At 69.4% G+C, this 18,497-nt stretch carries 16 protein-coding genes and 1 riboswitch; of the genes, 9 read left to right on the top strand and 7 right to left on the bottom strand.

Annotation, left to right across the window (positions count from 1 at the left end):
- Positions 1-320 precede the first annotated feature (320 nt).
- From AB5J56_RS15870 to AB5J56_RS15835, 8 genes are all read left to right on the top strand, one after another.
- Entirely contained in the window at positions 321-1,085 is a 765-nt protein-coding gene (locus AB5J56_RS15870; RefSeq protein ID WP_369233374.1) for a GntR family transcriptional regulator, read from the top strand.
- Positions 1,086-1,205: 120 nt separating this feature from the next.
- A complete protein-coding gene (locus AB5J56_RS15865) occupies positions 1,206-3,344 on the top strand; it encodes a carbon starvation CstA family protein (RefSeq protein ID WP_369233373.1) in 2,139 nt (712 codons plus the stop codon).
- Positions 3,316-3,516 carry a CstA-like transporter-associated (seleno)protein gene (locus tag AB5J56_RS15860; protein ID WP_369233372.1) on the top strand — a complete coding sequence of 67 codons (201 nt, stop codon included), beginning with the start codon at positions 3,316-3,318 and terminating at the stop codon, positions 3,514-3,516. Before AB5J56_RS15865 ends, AB5J56_RS15860 begins: the two co-directional genes overlap by 29 nt.
- A 98-nt stretch (positions 3,517-3,614) precedes the next feature.
- The gene (locus AB5J56_RS15855; protein ID WP_369233371.1) at positions 3,615-3,905 is read left to right on the top strand and encodes a DUF3311 domain-containing protein; all 291 of its coding nucleotides are present in this window, start codon (positions 3,615-3,617) and stop codon (positions 3,903-3,905) included.
- Entirely contained in the window at positions 3,902-5,512 is a 1,611-nt protein-coding gene (gene mctP, locus AB5J56_RS15850; RefSeq protein ID WP_369233370.1) for a monocarboxylate uptake permease MctP, read from the top strand. The genes AB5J56_RS15855 and mctP overlap by 4 nt, the downstream gene beginning before the upstream one ends.
- A gap of 83 nt (positions 5,513-5,595) precedes the next feature.
- On the top strand, positions 5,596-6,102 hold the full coding sequence (locus AB5J56_RS15845; RefSeq protein ID WP_369233369.1) for a GNAT family N-acetyltransferase: 507 nt from the start codon (positions 5,596-5,598) through the stop codon (positions 6,100-6,102).
- A gap of 87 nt (positions 6,103-6,189) precedes the next feature.
- Positions 6,190-6,267: riboswitch (cobalamin riboswitch) on the top strand.
- A gap of 148 nt (positions 6,268-6,415) precedes the next feature.
- Complete coding sequence (locus AB5J56_RS15840) at positions 6,416-8,800, top strand: ribonucleoside-diphosphate reductase subunit alpha (RefSeq protein WP_369233368.1); 2,385 nt, start codon at positions 6,416-6,418, stop codon at positions 8,798-8,800.
- A complete protein-coding gene (locus AB5J56_RS15835; RefSeq protein ID WP_369233367.1) occupies positions 8,800-9,819 on the top strand; it encodes a ribonucleotide-diphosphate reductase subunit beta in 1,020 nt (339 codons plus the stop codon). The genes AB5J56_RS15840 and AB5J56_RS15835 overlap by 1 nt, the downstream gene beginning before the upstream one ends.
- Here the strand turns inward: AB5J56_RS15835 and AB5J56_RS15830 are convergent.
- Complete coding sequence (locus tag AB5J56_RS15830; RefSeq protein ID WP_369233366.1) at positions 9,732-9,968, bottom strand: hypothetical protein; 237 nt, start codon at positions 9,966-9,968, stop codon at positions 9,732-9,734. The genes AB5J56_RS15835 and AB5J56_RS15830 overlap by 88 nt on opposite strands.
- 93 nt (positions 9,969-10,061) lie before the next feature.
- Here AB5J56_RS15830 and AB5J56_RS15825 point away from each other — a divergent pair, with 93 nt between their 5' ends.
- Positions 10,062-11,024 carry a GlxA family transcriptional regulator gene (locus AB5J56_RS15825; protein ID WP_369233365.1) on the top strand — a complete coding sequence of 321 codons (963 nt, stop codon included), beginning with the start codon at positions 10,062-10,064 and terminating at the stop codon, positions 11,022-11,024.
- 15 nt (positions 11,025-11,039) lie between these two features.
- Here the strand turns inward: AB5J56_RS15825 and AB5J56_RS15820 are convergent, their stop codons facing one another.
- The 6 genes from AB5J56_RS15820 to AB5J56_RS15795 all read right to left on the bottom strand — a co-directional run bounded on the left by AB5J56_RS15820 (position 11,040) and on the right by AB5J56_RS15795 (position 18,298).
- Positions 11,040-12,440, bottom strand: a complete 1,401-nt coding sequence (locus AB5J56_RS15820) for a cytochrome P450 (protein WP_369233364.1) — start codon at positions 12,438-12,440, stop codon at positions 11,040-11,042.
- On the bottom strand, positions 12,437-13,522 hold the full coding sequence (gene cyc1, locus AB5J56_RS15815) for an epi-isozizaene synthase (protein WP_369242573.1): 1,086 nt from the start codon (positions 13,520-13,522) through the stop codon (positions 12,437-12,439). The genes AB5J56_RS15820 and cyc1 overlap by 4 nt, the downstream gene beginning before the upstream one ends.
- A gap of 339 nt (positions 13,523-13,861) precedes the next feature.
- Complete coding sequence (def, locus tag AB5J56_RS15810; RefSeq protein ID WP_369233363.1) at positions 13,862-14,512, bottom strand: peptide deformylase; 651 nt, start codon at positions 14,510-14,512, stop codon at positions 13,862-13,864.
- Positions 14,513-14,588: 76 nt separating this feature from the next.
- Positions 14,589-15,569 carry a tetratricopeptide repeat protein gene (locus tag AB5J56_RS15805; RefSeq protein ID WP_369233362.1) on the bottom strand — a complete coding sequence of 327 codons (981 nt, stop codon included), beginning with the start codon at positions 15,567-15,569 and terminating at the stop codon, positions 14,589-14,591.
- A gap of 105 nt (positions 15,570-15,674) precedes the next feature.
- Entirely contained in the window at positions 15,675-16,919 is a 1,245-nt protein-coding gene (locus AB5J56_RS15800; RefSeq protein ID WP_369233361.1) for an HD-GYP domain-containing protein, read from the bottom strand.
- Complete coding sequence (locus AB5J56_RS15795; RefSeq protein ID WP_369233360.1) at positions 16,916-18,298, bottom strand: HD-GYP domain-containing protein; 1,383 nt, start codon at positions 18,296-18,298, stop codon at positions 16,916-16,918. Before AB5J56_RS15795 ends, AB5J56_RS15800 begins: the two co-directional genes overlap by 4 nt.
- Between the last annotated feature and the right edge of the window lie 199 nt (positions 18,299-18,497).

Genomic DNA, 18,497 nt, shown 5'->3' with positions numbered 1-18,497 from the left:
GACCAGTAGCCCGGAGCTTGGCCTAGACCTAGGGGGGTGTCAAGGGTGAATAACCCCCTCCAGCCGTCCGTTATGGGACCTACATATGCAAGGACCTTTAAGTAGGTAAGTAGCGAAAAGGCCAGGTCGCTTCGCGCGAAACCGAGTGGACCATTTCAGCGCGGTGGACTAGACCAGCGAGGGGTCCGACGGTATATAGAGGGGATCACGGAGCGTGCGGGGGATACTCACAGGGAACTCGCGCACGAAGCCGTGCCACGATGTGAGCCGTGGCCGACGGGATGCCGGTCGCTTCGGCACCAGAGCCGGGAAGGCAGAGCATGAGCACCGACGTCAGCAGTGCGGAGAACGAGGGTGGGGCCCCCATCCGTACCGCGCGCGTGCCCAAGTACTACCGCCTGAAGAAACACCTTCTCGACATGACGGAGACGCAGGCGCCCGGCACACCGGTGCCTCCCGAGCGCACCCTCGCCGCCGAGTTCGACACCTCACGCACCACCGTGCGCCAGGCCCTGCAGGAGCTGGTCGTCGAGGGCCGCCTCGAACGCATCCAGGGCAAGGGCACCTTCGTCGCCAAGCCGAAGGTCACCCAGTCCCTCCAACTCACCTCGTACACCGAGGACATGCGCGCCCAGGGCCTGGAGCCGACCTCGCAGCTCCTGGACATCGGGTACATCACCGCCGACGACACCCTCGCCGACCTGCTCGACATCACGGCGGGAGGGCGGGTGCTGCGCATCGAGCGGCTGCGCATGGCCAACGGCGAGCCGATGGCCATCGAGACGACCCACCTCTCCGCCAAGCGCTTCCCCGCCCTGCGCAGGTCGCTGGTCAAGTACACCTCGCTCTACACCGCGCTCGCCGAGGTCTACGACGTCCATCTCGCCGAGGCCGAGGAGACCATCGAGACCTCCCTGGCCACCCCGCGCGAGGCCGGCCTGCTCGGCACCGACGTGGGCCTGCCCATGCTGATGCTCTCCCGCCACTCCCTCGACAACGACGGCGAGCCGGTGGAGTGGGTGCGGTCGGTGTACCGGGGCGACCGGTACAAGTTCACGACCAGGCTCAAGCGGCCGCAGGATTGAGCCACTTGAAGTCCTGAGCTCATGACGTCCTGAGCCCTTGAGGTAAGGCACGCGGTGTAGCGCAACTGCTGTTCCTGCTCTACGTTCCTCCCGTCTCCGTATGGACGGGAGGACTCCCCGGTGCGTACCGCGAACCCCCGAACCGTCGTCGTCTGGACCCTCGTCGCGCTGGTGGGCGCGGCGGGCTGGTCCGTACTCGCCCTGGCCCGCGGGGAGGACGTGTCGGCCGCCTGGATGGTCGCCGCCGCCCTCGGCTCGTACGCCATCGCCTACCGCTTCTACGCGAAGTTCATCGCGTACAAGGTGCTCAGGGTCGACAGGACCCGGGCGACTCCTGCCGAGCGGCTGAACAACGGCATCGACTTCCATCCGACCGACCGGCGCGTGCTGCTCGGCCACCACTTCGCGGCGATCGCGGGCGCCGGACCGCTGGTCGGGCCCGTGCTCGCCGCGCAGATGGGCTATCTGCCCGGCACGGTCTGGATCATCGCCGGCGTCGTCTTCGCGGGCGCGGTCCAGGACATGGTGGTGCTGTTCTTCTCCACGCGCCGGGACGGCAGGTCGCTGGGGCAGATGGCGCGCGAGGAGATCGGCCCGTTCGGCGGCGCGGCCGCGCTGGTCGCCGCCTTCGCCATCATGATCATCCTGCTCGGGGTGCTGGCCCTGGTCGTGGTGAACGCCCTCGCCGCCTCCCCGTGGGGCACCTTCTCCATCGCCATGACGATCCCCATCGCCCTGCTGATGGGGTTCTATCTGCGGGTGCTGCGGCCGGGGCGGGTCGCCGAGGTCTCCCTGATCGGTGTGGCACTGCTGCTGCTCGCGCTGGTCGCGGGCCGCTGGGTCGCCGAGTCCTCCTGGGCCGGCGCCTTCACCCTCGCGCCCTCGACGCTGGTCATCTGGCTGATCGGGTACGGCTTCGTCGCCTCGATCCTGCCGGTGTGGATGCTGCTGGCGCCCCGCGACTACCTCTCCACCTTCATGAAGATCGGCACGATCGCGCTGCTCGCGCTCGGCGTCGTCATCACGCTGCCGACGCTGAGGATGGACGCCGTCACCGACTTCGCGTCGAAGGGCAACGGACCCGTCTTCGCGGGCTCGCTCTTCCCGTTCGCCTTCATCACCATCGCCTGCGGGGCACTGTCCGGCTTCCACTCGCTCATATCGAGCGGTACGACGCCGAAGATGATCCAGAAGGAGACGCAGGTCCGGATGATCGGCTACGGCTCCATGCTGATGGAGTCGTCGGTCGCGATCATGGCGCTGCTGGCGGCGAGCATCATCGACCCGGGCCTGTACTTCGCGATGAACGCGCCGTCCGGCGTGATCGGCACCACCGTGCAGAACGCCTCGCACGTGGTGGGCGGTTGGGGCTACCAGATCTCCCCCGCCGACCTCGCGCAGGCGGCGAAGAACGTCGAGGAGTCCACCCTGCTGTCCCGCACCGGCGGCGCGCCGACGCTCGCCATCGGCATCTCGGAGATCTTCTCCAAGGTGACCGGCGGGAGTCTGCGCGCGTTCTGGTATCACTTCGCGATCATGTTCGAGGCGCTGTTCATCCTGACCGCGATCGACGCCGGGACGCGCGTGGGCCGCTTCATGCTCCAGGACACCCTCGGCAACCTCTACCGACCCTTCAAGAACGTCAGTTGGAAGCCCGGCCTGGTCATCACCAGTGCGATCGTGACCGGCCTGTGGGGGTACTTCCTCTGGGTGGGTGTGCACGAACCGCTCGGCGGCATCAACCAGCTGTTCCCGATCTTCGGTATCTGCAACCAGCTGCTTGCGGCCGTCGCGCTGGCCGTCTGCACGACGCTGCTCGTGAAGTCCGGGCGCCTCAAGTGGGCCTGGATCACCGGGGTTCCGCTCGTCTGGGACGCCACGGTGACGCTGACGGCGAGCTGGCAGAAGGTGTTCTCCGGCGACCCGAAGGTCGGCTTCTTCAAGCAGCGCTCGGTGTTCCAGGACGCCATCGACTCCGGGAAGGTCCTGCCGCCCGCCAAGAGCATGGACGACATGCACACCGTCGTCATCAACTCCACGGTGGACGGCGTCCTTTCGGCCATCCTCGCCCTCCTCGTCGTCGTGGTGGTCGCGGACGCGGCCCGGGTCTGCGTCCGGCACATCCGCCGCCCCGCACTGTCCTCGCTGAGTGAATCGCCGTACGTGCGGTCGGAGATCGTCGCCCCGGCCGGGCTGATCCCGACCCGGGAGGAGAAGGAGGAGATGCGCGATGCGGTCGGCGCTGGTCAGGGCGGCTAGGGGAATCCGCTGGTACGTACGCGAATTGACGGACGAATCCGCGTACGACCGCTATGTGGCGCACGTACGCGGGAACCATCAGGAGGCCCGAGTACCCTCCCGCCGTGACTTCGAGCGAATGCGGACGGACCGCCAGGAGAAGGACCCCCGCCAGGGATTCCGCTGCTGCTGAGGACCGGAATACGGACGAGGGGTTCCGCTTCCGGGACACCGTCGCCTAGATTGCCTGCGCGTTACACAGGTTGATCAGTGAGGGGACGGAGCCGCCGTATGTCGGAAGTGACGGATGTGCCAGACACGTCAGGTGCACCTGACGCGAACCCACCGGTGGTGACACCGGTCCGTGTGGTGATCGCCCTCTGCCTGTTCGCGCCGTTCGTGGCGATGCTGTGGGTCGGCTCGTACGCGAAGACCGACCCGGCGTTCGCCGGTATCCCGTTCTTCTACTGGTACCAGATTCTGTGGGTGGTCATCTCCACGGCGCTCACGATGCTCGCGTACCAGCTGTGGAAGCGTGACCAGCGCGCCCGCACCTCGCAGAAGGGCGGTGCGGGGGCATGAAGGACGGTGTGAACGGAGTCGCCCTCGGCGTCTTCATCTTCTTCTTCCTGGCCGTCACGGTCCTGGGCTTCCTGGCGGCCCGCTGGCGCAGGGCCGACAACGAGCACAGCCTCGACGAATGGGGCCTGGGCGGACGTTCGTTCGGCACCTGGGTCACCTGGTTCCTGCTCGGCGGCGACCTGTACACGGCGTACACCTTCGTCGCCGTACCGGCCGCGATCTACGCGGCGGGCGCAGCCGGCTTCTTCGCGGTGCCGTACACGATCCTGGTCTACCCGCTGATCTTCACCTTCCTGCCGCGCCTGTGGTCGGTGTCGCACAAGCACGGGTACGTGACGACGTCGGACTTCGTGCGCGGGCGCTTCGGCTCGAAGGGGCTGTCGCTGGCGGTCGCCGTCACCGGCATCCTCGCCACGATGCCGTACATCGCGCTCCAACTGGTCGGCATCCAGGCCGTCCTGGACGTGATGGGCGTCGGCGGCGGCGAGGGCACCAACTGGTTCGTGAAGGACCTGCCGCTGCTGATCGCCTTCGGCGTGCTGGCGGCCTACACGTACTCGTCCGGTCTGCGGGCCCCCGCCCTGATCGCGTTCGTGAAGGACACCCTGATCTACATCGTCATCGCGGTGGCGATCATCTACATCCCGATCAAGCTGGGCGGCTTCGACGAGATCTTCCAGGCCGCGAGCGACAAGTACGCGAAGGCGGGCGCGGGCGGCGTGGTGCCCGCACCGGCCGGCCAGTGGACGTACGCCACTCTCGCGCTCGGCTCGGCACTGGCGCTGTTCATGTATCCGCACTCGATCACGGCGACGCTGTCCTCGCGCAGCCGTGAGGTGATCCGCCGCAACACCACGATCCTGCCGCTGTACTCGCTGATGCTGGGCCTGCTGGCGCTGCTCGGGTTCATGGCGATCGCGGCCGGTGTGAACGTGCAGAACGGCCAGCTCGCCATCCCGCAGCTGTTCGAGAACATGTTCCCGGACTGGTTCGCGGGCGTCGCGTTCGCCGCGATCGGCATCGGCGCGCTCGTGCCGGCGGCCATCATGTCCATCGCCGCGGCGAACCTCTTCACCCGCAACATCTACAAGGACTTCATCAAGCCGGACGCGACGCCGCAGCAGGAGACCAAGGTCTCCAAGCTGGTCTCGCTCCTGGTGAAGGTCGGCGCGCTGGTCTTCGTCCTCACCATGGACAAGACGGTCGCCATCAACTTCCAGCTGCTCGGCGGCATCTGGATCCTGCAGACCTTCCCGGCCCTGGTCGGCGGCCTGTTCACCCGCTGGTTCCACCGCTGGGCGCTGCTCGGCGGCTGGGCGGTCGGCATGGTCTACGGCACGCTCGCCGCATACGGTGTCGCCTCGCCGACCCAGAAGCACTTCGGCGGCAGCTCCAAGGAGATCCCCGGCATCGGGGAGATCGGCTACATCGGTCTGACGGCCTTCGTGCTGAACGTGGCGGTGACGGTGGTCCTGACCTTCGCCCTGCGCGCGTTCAAGGCCCCCGACGGCATCGACGAGACGTCCCCGGCCGACTACACGGCGGACGCGGGCGACGCCGGCGTACAGGTGGAACTCCCGCCGGCGACGGCGGGCGCGAGCCACTAGGCCGCCTGAACCGGAGGGACGCTCAAGGGCCGTCGGAGAAATCCGGCGGCCCTTCGCCGTGCCCCTGATGCACACTGCCCCGCATGGACATCGAGATCCGCCGGGCGGCCCCCGGCGACTACACGCCTCTCGGAGAGATCACCGCAGGGGCCTACCTCGACGACGGCCTCCTCGACTTCGGCGAGAGCGACAGCTACCTCGGCGAGCTGCGGAACGTGGCGAAGCGAGCCGCCGCGGCCGAGGTCCTCGTCGCCGCCGAGGGCACCCGCCTGCTCGGAGGCGTGACCTTCGTGCCGCAGGGCGGCCCCATGGCCGACATCGCCCGCGAGGGAGAGGCCGAGATCCGGATGCTGGCGGTCATCAAGGACGCCCGCGGCAAGGGCGCGGGGGCCGCCCTCGTGCGCGCGTGCCTCGACCGCGCCCGCACCACGCCCGGCTGCATGCGCGTCGTCCTGTCGACCCAGAGCTCCATGCACGCCGCCCACCGCATCTACGAACGCCTCGGCTTCACCCGCGCCCCCGAGCGTGACTGGAACCCGATCCCGGAGCTCGACGACATCATGCTGCTCGCCTACGAGTTGACGCTCTGACACTCTTCGACAGCAGCGCGACACAACATGTGGGGGTGCTCCCGCAGCCCGGCACAAGATGTATGCTCATGCTCGCTGTCGCCGCAGGGGAATCCGGTGCGAATCCGGAACTGTCCCGCAACGGTGTACTCGTGCGCATTTGCGCACCTGGTCAGTCCGAGGACCTGCCGACAGCGCGCCCGGCCGACCGGCCCGGGTGCCATGACGTCCGGGCCTCGCGGAGTGGGTCAGCTGGACGCGCGCGGGCCTGTCCGAGCCCGTGCGCCCTGCTGCCCTCGCCCCTGGCCCCGTGCCGAGCGAGGGAGAGTCCCACGTGACCATCGCGCCAGTCGATCCGGCTTCAGCGACCGAGGCGACCGCGGCCACCGTGACAGGGGCCGAGGCCGACGCTCCGGGAACCGCGTTGCTGCGGACCCTGACCGACCTCACCGCCGACCTCCCCGACGCCGACCCCGGCCGGGTCGCCGCCGCCGCGCTGCGCGGCCGGTCCGCCCGGGCGGACGAGACGGAGCTGCGCGAGCTGGCCACCGAGGCGGCCGCGGGTCTCATCTCCGAGGACCCCGCCTACTCCCGGCTCGCCGCGCGCCTGCTGACGATCAGCATCGCCGCCGAGGCCGCGTCGCAGGGTGTCACGTCGTTCTCCGGCTCGGTCGCGGTCGGGCACCGCGAGGGTCTGATCGCCGACCGCACCGCCGACTTCGTACGGCTGCACACGGCCCGTCTCGACGCGCTGATCGACACCGGCGCCGACGACCGCTTCGGCTACTTCGGCCTGCGCACCCTGCACAGCCGCTACCTGCTCCGGCACCCGATCACCCGCAAGGTCGTCGAGACGCCCCAGCACTTCATGCTGCGCGTGGCCTCGGGCCTCGCCGAGGACGACACCAGCCGAGCGGTGGACGAAGTGGCGGCGCTCTACCGCCTGATGAGCCGCCTCGACTACCTGCCCTCCTCCCCCACGCTCTTCAACTCCGGTACGCGGCACCCCCAGATGTCGTCCTGCTACCTCCTCGACTCCCCGCTGGACGAGCTGGACTCCATCTACGACCGCTACCACCAGGTCGCGCGCCTCTCGAAGCACGCGGGCGGTATCGGCCTGTCGTACTCCCGTATCCGCTCCCGCGGTTCGCTGATCCGCGGCACCAACGGGCACTCCAACGGCATCGTCCCGTTCCTGAAGACCCTCGACGCCTCGGTCGCCGCGGTGAACCAGGGCGGCCGGCGCAAGGGCGCGGCCGCGGTCTACCTGGAGACCTGGCACTCGGACATCGAGGAGTTCCTGGAGCTGCGCGACAACACCGGTGAGGACGCCCGGCGTACGCACAACCTGAACCTCGCGCACTGGATCCCGGACGAGTTCATGCGCCGGGTCAACGAGGACGGCGTCTGGTCGCTGTTCTCGCCGGCCGACGTGCCCGAGCTGGTCGACCTGTGGGGCGACGCGTTCGACGCCGCCTACCGCAAGGCGGAGGAGGCCGGGCTCGCCAAGAAGACCATTCCGGCCCGCGATCTGTACGGCCGCATGATGCGCACCCTCGCGCAGACCGGCAACGGCTGGATGACCTTCAAGGACGCCGCCAACCGCACCGCCAACCAGACGGCGGAGCCGGGCCACACCGTCCACTCCTCGAACCTGTGCACCGAGATCCTGGAGGTCACCGACGACGGGGAGACGGCGGTCTGCAACCTCGGCTCGGTGAACCTCGGTTCGTTCGTCGTCGGCGGCGACATCGACTGGGACCGCCTGGACGAGACCGTCCGCACGGCCGTCACCTTCCTCGACCGCGTCGTCGACATCAACTTCTACCCGACCGAGCAGGCGGGCCGGTCGAACGCGAAGTGGCGTCCCGTCGGCCTCGGCGCGATGGGCCTCCAGGACGTCTTCTTCAAGCTGCGCATCCCCTTCGACTCGCCCGAGGCCAAGGCCCTCTCCACGCGCATCGCCGAGCGCATCATGCTCGCCGCGTACGAGGCCTCCACCGACCTCGCCGAGCGCAACGGGCCCCTCCCCGCCTGGGAGAAGACCCGTACGGCCCGCGGCGTCCTGCACCCCGACCACTACGACGTCGAGCTGACCTGGCCGGAGCGCTGGGCGGCCCTGCGCTCCCGTATCGCCTCCGTCGGCATGCGCAACTCGCTGCTCCTGGCGATCGCGCCGACCGCCACCATCGCGTCCATCGCGGGCGTCTACGAGTGCATCGAGCCGCAGGTCTCCAACCTGTTCAAGCGCGAGACGCTGTCCGGCGAGTTCCTCCAGGTCAACTCCTACCTGGTCGACGAGTTGAAGAAGCTCGGCGTGTGGGACGCGCAGACCCGCGAGGCGCTGCGCGAGTCGGGCGGCTCGGTGCAGGGCTTCACCTGGGTCCCGCAGGACGTCCGCGACCTGTACCGCACGGCGTGGGAGATCCCGCAGCGCGGCCTCATCGACATGGCCGCCGCCCGCACGCCGTTCCTGGACCAGGCCCAGTCGCTGAACCTGTTCCTGGAGACGCCGACCATCGGCAAGCTCTCCTCGATGTACGCGTACGCCTGGAAGTCGGGCCTGAAGACGACGTACTACCTGCGCTCGCGCCCGGCGACCCGCATCGCCCGCGCGGCACAGGCCCAGACCCCGATCCCCGTACAGCAGGCGACCCCCGACGAGGACGCCGTCGCCTGCTCCCTCGAAAACCCCGAAAGCTGCGAGGCCTGCCAGTAATGACGACCCCGAACACCGAGAAGAACCTCCTCGACCCGGGCTTCGAGCTGACCCTGCGTCCCATGCGCTACCCCGACTTCTACGAGCGCTACCGGGACGCGATCAAGAACACCTGGACGGTGGAGGAGGTCGACCTCCACTCGGACGTCGCCGACCTGGCGAAGCTGTCCGAGGGCGAGCAGCACATGATCGGCCGGCTGGTCGCGTTCTTCGCGACGGGCGACTCGATCGTCGCGAACAACCTGGTGCTGACGCTGTACAAGCACATCAACTCCCCCGAGGCGCGGCTGTACCTGAGCCGTCAGCTCTTCGAGGAGGCCGTGCACGTCCAGTTCTATCTGACGCTGCTCGACACCTATCTGCCCAATCCGGAGGACAGGGCGGCCGCCTTCGACGCGGTCGAGAACATCCCGTCCATCCGTGAGAAGGCCGAGTTCTGCTTCAAGTGGATCAACGAGGTCGAGAAGCTGGACAGCCTGCAGACGCAGGCCGACCGCCGCCGCTTCCTGCTGAACCTGATCTGCTTCGCCGCGTGCATCGAGGGCCTGTTCTTCTACGGCGCCTTCGCGTACGTCTACTGGTTCCGCAGCCGGGGTCTGCTGCACGGTCTCGCCACGGGCACCAACTGGGTGTTCCGCGACGAGACGATGCACATGTCCTTCGCGTTCGAGGTCGTCGACACCGTCCGCAAGGAGGAGCCGGAGCTCTTCGACGACCGGCTCCAGCAGGAGGTCACCGACATGCTGCGGGAGGCCGTCGAGGCCGAGCTGCAGTTCGCGCGCGACCTGTGCGGTGACGGCCTCCCGGGGATGAACACCGACTCGATGCGGCAGTACCTGGAGTGCGTCGCCGACCAGCGTCTCCAGCGTCTCGGCTTCGCCCCGGTGTACGGCTCCGAGAACCCCTTCTCCTTCATGGAGCTCCAGGGGGTTCAGGAACTGACCAACTTCTTCGAGCGACGACCTTCGGCGTACCAGGTCGCGGTGGAGGGCAGCGTCGACCTCGACGAGGACTTCTGATCCTCGCCGGCCCGCCGCTCCTCGGCCTCCCTGATCTGACGGTCCACGCGCCGGTCGCGCGCGACGCCGATCAGTGACGGGAGGACGAGGAGGACGAGGATCCCGAGGACGGTCAGCATTCCGATGAGGGCTTCCATGCGTGTATCCATGGACATCAGTCTCGTACCGTTCACTCCTTACCGTCAGTGGCAGGACCGCCGGGAACCCTCGAATTACTGCCACGTTCGAGGCACACTGGACGCATGCTGAAGAACGTGGCCGCAGTCCTCCTCGACGGCGTCGAGCCCTTCGAACTCGGCGTCCTGTGCGAGGTGTTCGGCACCGACCGCAGCGACGAGGGCCTGCCGGTGTACGACTTCGCGGTCGCCTCGGCCGAGGGGCCGACCCTGCGGTCGTACGCCGGGTTCTCGCTGCAGGTGGAGCACGGCCTGGAGCGCCTGGACACCGCCGACCTGATCGCCGTACCGGCCGGGCGCTCCTACGCCGTCCGCGACTTCCCGCCCGAACTGCTCGACGCCCTGCGCCGCGCGGTCGACCGCGGAGCCCGGCTCCTCAGCGTCTGCTCCGGTGTCTTCGTGCTGGGCGCGGCCGGGCTCCTGGACGGGCGGCACTGCGCGGTGCACTGGATGCACGCGGACGACCTCGCCCGGCAGTACCCGCGGGCGGTCGTCGAGCCCGACGTGCTGTACGTCGACGAGGACCCGATCATCACCTCGGCCGGCACCGCCGCCGGGATCGACGCCTGCCTCCACCTCGTCCGCAAGGAACAGGGTCCGGAGGTCGCCAACGCCATCGCGCGCCGCATGGTGGTGCCCCCGCACCGCGACGGCGGGCAGGCCCAGTACATCGAGCGCCCGCTGCCGGCCGCCCCCTGCGACACGGTCGGCGAGGTGCTCGTCTGGATGGAGCGCCACCTCAACGAGGAGGTGACCGTCGAGCAGCTCGCGGCCCGCGCCCTGATGTCGCCGCGCACCTTCGCCCGGCGTTTCCAGCAGGAGACCGGGACCACTCCGTACCGCTGGATCCTGCGCCAACGGGTGCTGCTGGCCCAGCAGTTGCTGGAGGCGACGGACGAGACGATGGACGCGATCGCGGGACGCACGGGGTTCGGCAACGCGGCCGCGCTGCGCCACCAGTTCGTCCGGGCGCTGGGCACGACCCCGCAGGCGTACCGGCGCACGTTCAGGGGCCCGCAGGCCGCCTGAACGTGCGCCCCGCGGTCAGCGGGGTACGGCTTTCAGCAGCAGCCGGTGCGGACGCAGCGTGATGCCGACCCGCGTCCCGTCGTTCGATCCGGACACCTGCTCGAACCGCCACCTCGACGCCAACGTGGCTGTGATGAGGGTCAGTTGGGCCATCGAGAAATGGTCGCTCGGGCACTTCCGGTTGCCCACGCTGAACGGACTCATCGCGTACTTCGGCACCTCCTTGGCGCGCTCGGGCAGCCACCGGTCGGGGTCGAACTGCAAATTCCCCGCGTACGACCGCGGATCGCGCTGTATCGCGTACGGGCTGTACACGATGTCGGCCCCGGCCGGAATGCGATAGCCGCCGAGTTCGGTTTCGGTCACCGACCGTCGCGTCAATATCCATACGGCGGGGCGCAGCCGCATCGCCTCGACGACGACATTGTTCGTGTGGGACAGCTGCCTGACGTCACCGAATGCGACAGGTCGGTCACCAGCGACGGATTCGACCTCCGCGCGCACCCGCTCCGCGTGTTCCGGGTGTTCGGCGAGGACCTGGAGGAGCCACATGATCGTGGACGCGACAGTTTCACTGCCGGGGGTGAGTATCGCGACGACCTGGTCGTGGATCTCCTGCTCCCCTATGGGATCGCCATTCCCGTCCTTCGCTTCCAGCAAGGCGGTCAGCAAATCGTCCGGCTTTTGACCAGATGCGCGCCGCTCGGCGATGATCTCGTCGACCAGGAGATGCAAATCGGCCAGTGCCCGGTTGAATTTGCGGTTGGCCGGGAGCGGCAGCCGATAGAGCGGTCCGGCCGGGACGACCATGCGCCGGTACATACCGCGGAACACGGTGGCGAGGGCGATGCACAGACGCTCGGCGCGCTCGTCCATGAAGTCGCCGCGCAGCAGGCAGCGGGCCGCGATGCGCACGGCGACGCGGAACGACTCCGCCGTGCAGTCGACGACCGCCCCGCCCTCCCAGCGGTCGGCGAGCGCGCGCGCCTCCTCCTCCATGATCGACCCGTACGCGGGGATGGCGTCGAGCCGGAACGCGGGCTGGATGGTGCGCCGTTGGCGGCGGTGCGTCGGCCCGTTGGCGGTCGCCACTCCCTCCTTGCCGAGCAGGCCTTCAAGGGACTCCCAGAGCGGCCCGTCGATCTTGAAGTCGGGGCTCAGCGCGAGCGCCCCGGTGAGGGCCGGCGCGGTGACGGCGTACACCGTCTTCGGGCCGAGCCTGAGCCGTACGACGTCGCCGTGGTCGCGCAGCCGGGCCATGAAGGCCAGCGGGTCGCGGACCAGCTTCCAGCCGTGGCCGAGGACCGGGACACCGCCGCCCGCGAGGGGCGGTTCGCGGTGCTCCGGAGCCGGACGGGCTTCCGGCTTCACAGACTCGGACTTCACAGACCCGGGCTTCACAGACTCGACGGTCATTTCTCACCTGCCGCTTCGTTGTTGACGTACGGGGGCGTGGACCGGTCGTCCCAGCTGTCGACCATGTACCGGCCGGACTCGTGGTGGAACCAGTAGACGGAACTGAACCAGTTCCGCATATTGCCGAGGCACGCTTTCACGGCGACGCTCAATTCCTTGCCCGCCACGGTGCCGTCCGCGAGACTGTCGGCGAACCGCACCGCTTCCTTTTCGGCGGCCAGGAATTCGAGAATGCATTCCTCGACGCGTCGCCTTACTTCTGCGATCGCTTCTTCGAGCGTCAGCCCTTCGTGTTGGATGAGACTGATTCCGAGATTGTGGACTTCATCTCCCGCGATTTCCTTGGGAAGCGAGCACAGATCGTTGTACCAGGCGGCGAATTCCTGGCTCAGCAGTGCCGACCGGCGATATGCCGGGTGATTCCGCACCGCGCTGGGCATTTCGCGTCCCGCGCTCGGCTCCAGAAGATCGGTCCAGATCCAGTGCGCGAAGGTGAGCCGCCGGAGTTCGAGGTAATCCGCTACTGAGGGGACGGTGCCGGACGTACGGTTCTGGAATTCCTGGTCGTACGCCTCGATCACCGCATGGAAGTGACCCGCGAACCGGACGTTCCACTTCTTGCTGAGGAACGAGTACAACCGCACCATGCTGTCGGCGAACCCCGCGACCAGCGGATCCCGGTGGTGCAGGTGATCCCGGGGGGAGTCGAGGGCCGAGTGCAGCTGGAACCTGAGCCTCCGCCAGGCGGCCGGCCGGCCGTGGATGACGTCGCGGTCGTGGCGGTCGTCCCAGACGAAGAACCACGCGCTGTAGTCCGCTATCGCCTGCATGACCTCGTCGGGGGCACCTATGTAGTAGCCCGCCATGAGGTCCGTGTAGCAAAGTCCATCGGCATATTCCTCGACCTTGTCGGCCGGCATGAGCCGTTTTTCGAGGAGCCAGGTCCTGGTCTTCTCCTGGAGCCTGGGCCAATAGGGATGCAGTTGCCGGGGAAACGCAGCTTCGATCACCGGGAGAGAGAGCGCCGGTGGAACCGCGACCGCAGTCGGTGTCGATGAAGTGCCGTGTGAGAAAGCATGCACGAACAAACCCCTCTCAGCCGCCAGTTGGCGCTGCGCCCCTCCCGCCGTGCCGGGCGTGCGCCGTTGCGTATCCCCGCACTTCCCATTCAGCACCACAACTGACCGTTCTGGGAACGGATTTGCTTCACTCACTACCCCAAGGTGCCGAGAATCTCCCCTTGTGTGACTGAATATGGATCAAAAGAGGAGCACATGGGATCGAACGTGCGACGCACACACGAACGGCGCCTGGTCAGGGGGTTCCCGGCCAGCCGCCGTCCGTCCGGGCCCACGAATGATCGCGGGCCTCAACTGCATATATGCGTCCCAGTCGTTCGTGGCGACGTCTCAGTCGACGTCTCAGTCGTTCGCCACGATCGGGTAGCGGGGCTCGTTCTCGGCCATCTGCCGCAGCGCGTCCTTGCGTTCGCGCTTGGAGAGCCGGTCGATGTACAGGTACCCGTAGAGGTGGTCCGTCTCGTGCTGGAGGCAGCGCGCGAAGTAGCCGGTGCCCCGCACCTTGATCGGGTTGCCCTTCTCGTCCTGCCCGGTGACCTCGGCGTAGTCGGGGCGGGCCAGCGGCGCGTACGCCGTCGGCACGGAGAGGCAGCCCTCGTTGCTCTCGTCCAAGTGACGCTGGTCGGCGGGCAGTTCGCGCAGCACGGGGTTGCAGACCACGCCGGTGTGCCGCTTGCCCTCGTCGTCCGGGCAGTCGTACACGAAGACCTTGAGGTCGACGCCGATCTGGTTGGCGGCCAGGCCCACGCCCTCCGCGGTGTGCTGGCTCGCGAACATGTCGTCGACCAGCGCCGCCAGCTCGTCGCCGAACTCGGTGACGTCCTTGCACTCCTTGTGCAGCACCGGGTTCCCCACGACCGTGATGGGCCGCGAGGTGCCGCGCTCGCGGTAGGCCGCCTCGCGCTCCTCGCAGTCCTCGGTGTCGATGACGAAGCCCTCGTCGTCCACGGGGAGCACCCCTGGGTGCTGCTGCTCAGTGTCCTGCTGCGCCATGACCGACGTACGCCTTCCTGCGACCTGTAGAGATTCTGCGAGTACAGCCTAAAGGGGCGCTCAGCAGACCTCTGCGCTAACAGACCTCTTCGAGGTCCCGCCAGTCCCGGGAATCAGGGCTGTCGGCGACCCACCCGTCCAGCAACCCCCGCACCAGCCCGGCAGGCGCGGCCACCCCGCACTCCCGCTCCGGCACCCACAGCTGCCCGTCGGTGCGATGGCCGAGCGGCCCCGGGTGGCCCGGTTCGCTGTGGTCGTGCGGGTCGAGGTGCTCGCCGTCGCCCTCGTCGGACGGCATCCGGGACTCGGAGCACATCCGGCACAGCAGCCGTACGGACGACGACCAGTCCTCGGCGGCGAAGCCGGCGTCGGCCGCGAGCTGCTCCAGCGCGTCCCGGTCGTCCTCGGTGGCCGCCTCCAGGAGGACCACCCAGGTCGGCACCGGCGAGGGCGCCCACAGCTCGATCTCGTCGAAGACGGGGTACGCGTTCCCGGCGGCCGTCGTCCGCTCGCCGTGCGGGACCCCGTCGTGCAGGACGACCTCGCCCCAGCGCCGCCCCGAGGACGGCAGCGGAATGGAGAGCACCTCGATCCGCGCGGGGTCCAGGCGGCGGCCCCAGACGACCTCGGCCTCACCCTCGGGCGACAGCCGTACGGCCGCGCTGCCGAGGTCCATGCCGACGGGCTCGCCGGAGACGGCGGCGCCGCCCGGCACCCGCAGCCCGTACGCCTGCCAGGCACGCCGTGCCAGCGGCCAGTCCTGCAGGGCGGTGGCCGCGATGCCCACGTTCCACCAGTCGGGGGCGCCCGTCTCACGGTCGAGGAGCGCGACGGCTCTGAGACCGGCGGCCCGCGCCTGCTCCCAGTCGTGCCGGAACTTGTGCAGCAGGGCGAGATTGAACCAGGACTCGGACAGCCAGGGCTCCAGGTCCGCGGCACGCGTCAGCAGCGCTCCCGCGTCCTCGTACCGGCCGTCGCCGATGAGCGTGAACGCCCGGTCGGTGGCCTGCCGCCATGAGGCGGAGGGCCGGTGCCGTCCCTTGCCGAAGATCCTCACGATTCCCGCCTGCCAGTTCCGTTCTGTGGGCTGGCCTGTGCCCCCGGACACCCTCTCTCTCGCATCCAACCATGGACGGTCGGAGGGGCGCTCATTACCCATGGGTTACCCAGCCTGGGGCAGAGTCAGGCCACCCCGCAACAGCACCCTGGCCAGCGACTCCACGACCTCGGGCTGATAGTCGTGGGCGGTGCCCAGCCGAAGCTTCTCCAGGGCGGTGAGGGGGCCTCCGGGCCCTGCTTCCCTGGCCAGCTCCTCGTATGCGTTCACCGCCCGGACGATCCTGGCACTGACCGGCTGCTCCCGGTAGGGGTCGGCCTGCCGTTCCACGACCACCGCGACCTCGGTGTCCACTCCGGTCTGGCGTACGACGGCGCCGCCGAGCAGGGCGATGCGCCGCTGCTCCTCGGCGGGCAGCACCGCGGTGGCCCCGGCGGGCACGGGGTCCAGGAGCGAGAGCTGCCCGATGTCGTGCATCAGGGCCGCGTACTCCAGCACGGTCAGGTCCGGCTCTGACAGGCCCAGCTCGCGGCCGACCGCCCGGCAGAGCGTTGCCACCCGCCGCGCGTGCCCGGCGGGGGTGTACCCGGCGATCTCGGTGGCGCGCGCCAGCGAGGCGATCGTCTGCCGATAGGTGGTCCGCACCTCCGCGTACCGCCGGAAGGAGAGCTGGGTGAGCAGCAGGGGCAGCGAGAAGACGGGCAGCGCCCAGAGCCCGACCACGGCGACGGCGAGCGCCATCACGGCCCCGGTCGCGCACACGGCGGACCCGATGCCGAGCATGGCCCGCAGCTCGTCGCGGAGCAGCGGGCCGAAGGGCCACCGGGTGCGGGAGTGTGCCATGACGGCGGCCAGTACGGCCTCGCAGAGCGCGGTGAGCGCCAGCAGGGCGACGAGCAGCACGGCGTACGCCGCCCCGTCCCAGCCGTGCAGCCTCCCCTGGTTGTAGAGGGGTTGGAAGCAGACGGCGGTGAAGCCGACGGTCAGCAGCCGCCGGGCCAGCTGGTCGAGCGACGGCCCCTGCCCGCGCGCGACATGCGGCACGCAGCCGGCGAGCGTGGCCGCGACGACCACGGCGACGACCTGGAGAACCCCGTGGTGCGTGGCGTTGCCGGCGTCCTCCCCGAGCAGCGCGTACGCGAGGGCCCCGGCGGTGCCGAGGGGCGCGGACTCCCGTTCGGCGCCGGTCGACCGGGCGAGTTCCCCGAGGGCGATGAGCAGTCCGAAGGCGAGGGCGGTGCCGCGTTCGTCCACCCCGTTCCAGAGGGTCGCGGCGAGCGAGACGAGGGCGAGGAGGGTGGCGCAGCCGTGCACGAGGGTGAGGGTGAGGGGCCGGCGAGCGGGGTTCACGGGGCCCTCCGGCTTGCGGCACCGCTGTCCTCGGGGGACCGCCGCCCGGCGACGGCCTGGGCGGGCGTCCGGGCATCGCCCGGATTCGGCGGCACGTTTCCGCATGGATCGTCGGCGGTGACGGCGGGGTGCCATCCGTGCCGGCCGAGCGCCCGCACCAGCGCCTCCACCATCTGCGGGTCGAACTGCGAACCGGCACACCGCTCAAGCTCCTCCAGCGCCGCCGTGACGGCCCGTGCCCGTCGATAGGACCGCGTCGACGTCATGGCGTCAAAGGCATCGGCCACGGCCACCACCCGTGCGAACTCAGGGATCTGACGCCCCATCAGCCCGTACGGGTATCCGCTCCCGTCGAGCCGCTCATGATGGTGCAGGATCGCCGACCGCGCCTCGCCCAGGAACCCGATCCCGCGCACCATCTCGTGCCCGTACTCGGGATGCAGCTCGATGATCCGCCGCTCCTGAGGCGTCAGCGGCCCGTCCTTGCGCAACAGCCGGGTGGGCACGCCGAGTTTGCCGACGTCGTGCAGGATCCCCGCGAACCGCAGCACCTCGACGCGCTCGTCGTCCATACCGAGTTCACGGGCGATCATCATGGACGCCTGCCCGACCCGCTCGCTGTGCCCGCGGGTGTACTCGTCCTTGATGTCGACGGCCTGCACGAGCGCCCGGATGGTGGCCTGGTGAGCGGCGCGCTCCCGGTGGTAGTGCGCGAACACCCAGCACGACACGTACATCGGCAGCAGCACGAGCAGCGCGGCGACGGGCCCGAACGGACTGCGCAGCAGCACCGCCATCATCAGCCCGGCGAGCCCGTGCACGGCCACGGGGGCGAGGGAGCGAAGAAACAGGCCGCGCCACGCGCTGCCTACGGGCACCCGGTCGGCCAGCACCAGGATGCCGCCGTCGAGCACGGTCAGCACCAGGCAGAACACCAGCACGGCGGCCCCGGCGGGCACGAGGGCGTACGGGAACCGCGGCTCGACCACCGCGTCCCGGCCGCCCAGCGCCCAGTGCACCCGGGACGCCGCCCACAGCGCTACGGCGAGCTGCGCCGCACGCCAGACCCGGCGCAGCCCGCGCGGCCGCTGCTCGACCGGGGCGAGCAGCGCCCCCGGCAGCGGCACGAGGGCGGCGGCCGGGGGCGGCAGCAGAAAGGCCCCGGCGAGCAGCACGGGGAAGAAGGTGCCCATGGCCAGGGGGGCGGGGCGACCGTCGGGGCGGTAGCGGGGGATCTGCTCACAGCCGGCGTAGAGCGCGGCGAGCAGCACGACGACCCACCACGGCGTGCGGATCGTCGGCAACGGAACGAGACAGGCCATGGCGGCGAGAACGACGCAGGCCACGTACACACGGGCCCAGGCCGGAACCGACCCCATCCGCGCCCCCTCCCCATGTCAGGCTCCGGAGCCTAGGGCGGCGGAAAGGACAAGGGGGCGGCAATGGCCGAATCCGCGGGCCTGAAGCCCGCGGATTAGCACGTTCGGGTGACGAACTCGGCGATTATCCGACCAGAAGGGAACGCCGGAGGGAAAGGTTCAGGACTCCTGCGACCGCCGCTGCGGACTCTCCCGGCGG

It is taken from the genome of Streptomyces sp. R21, from assembly GCF_041051975.1.
Lineage (GTDB): Bacteria > Actinomycetota > Actinomycetes > Streptomycetales > Streptomycetaceae > Streptomyces.
This window is presented reverse-complemented; position numbering and strand designations above follow the sequence as displayed.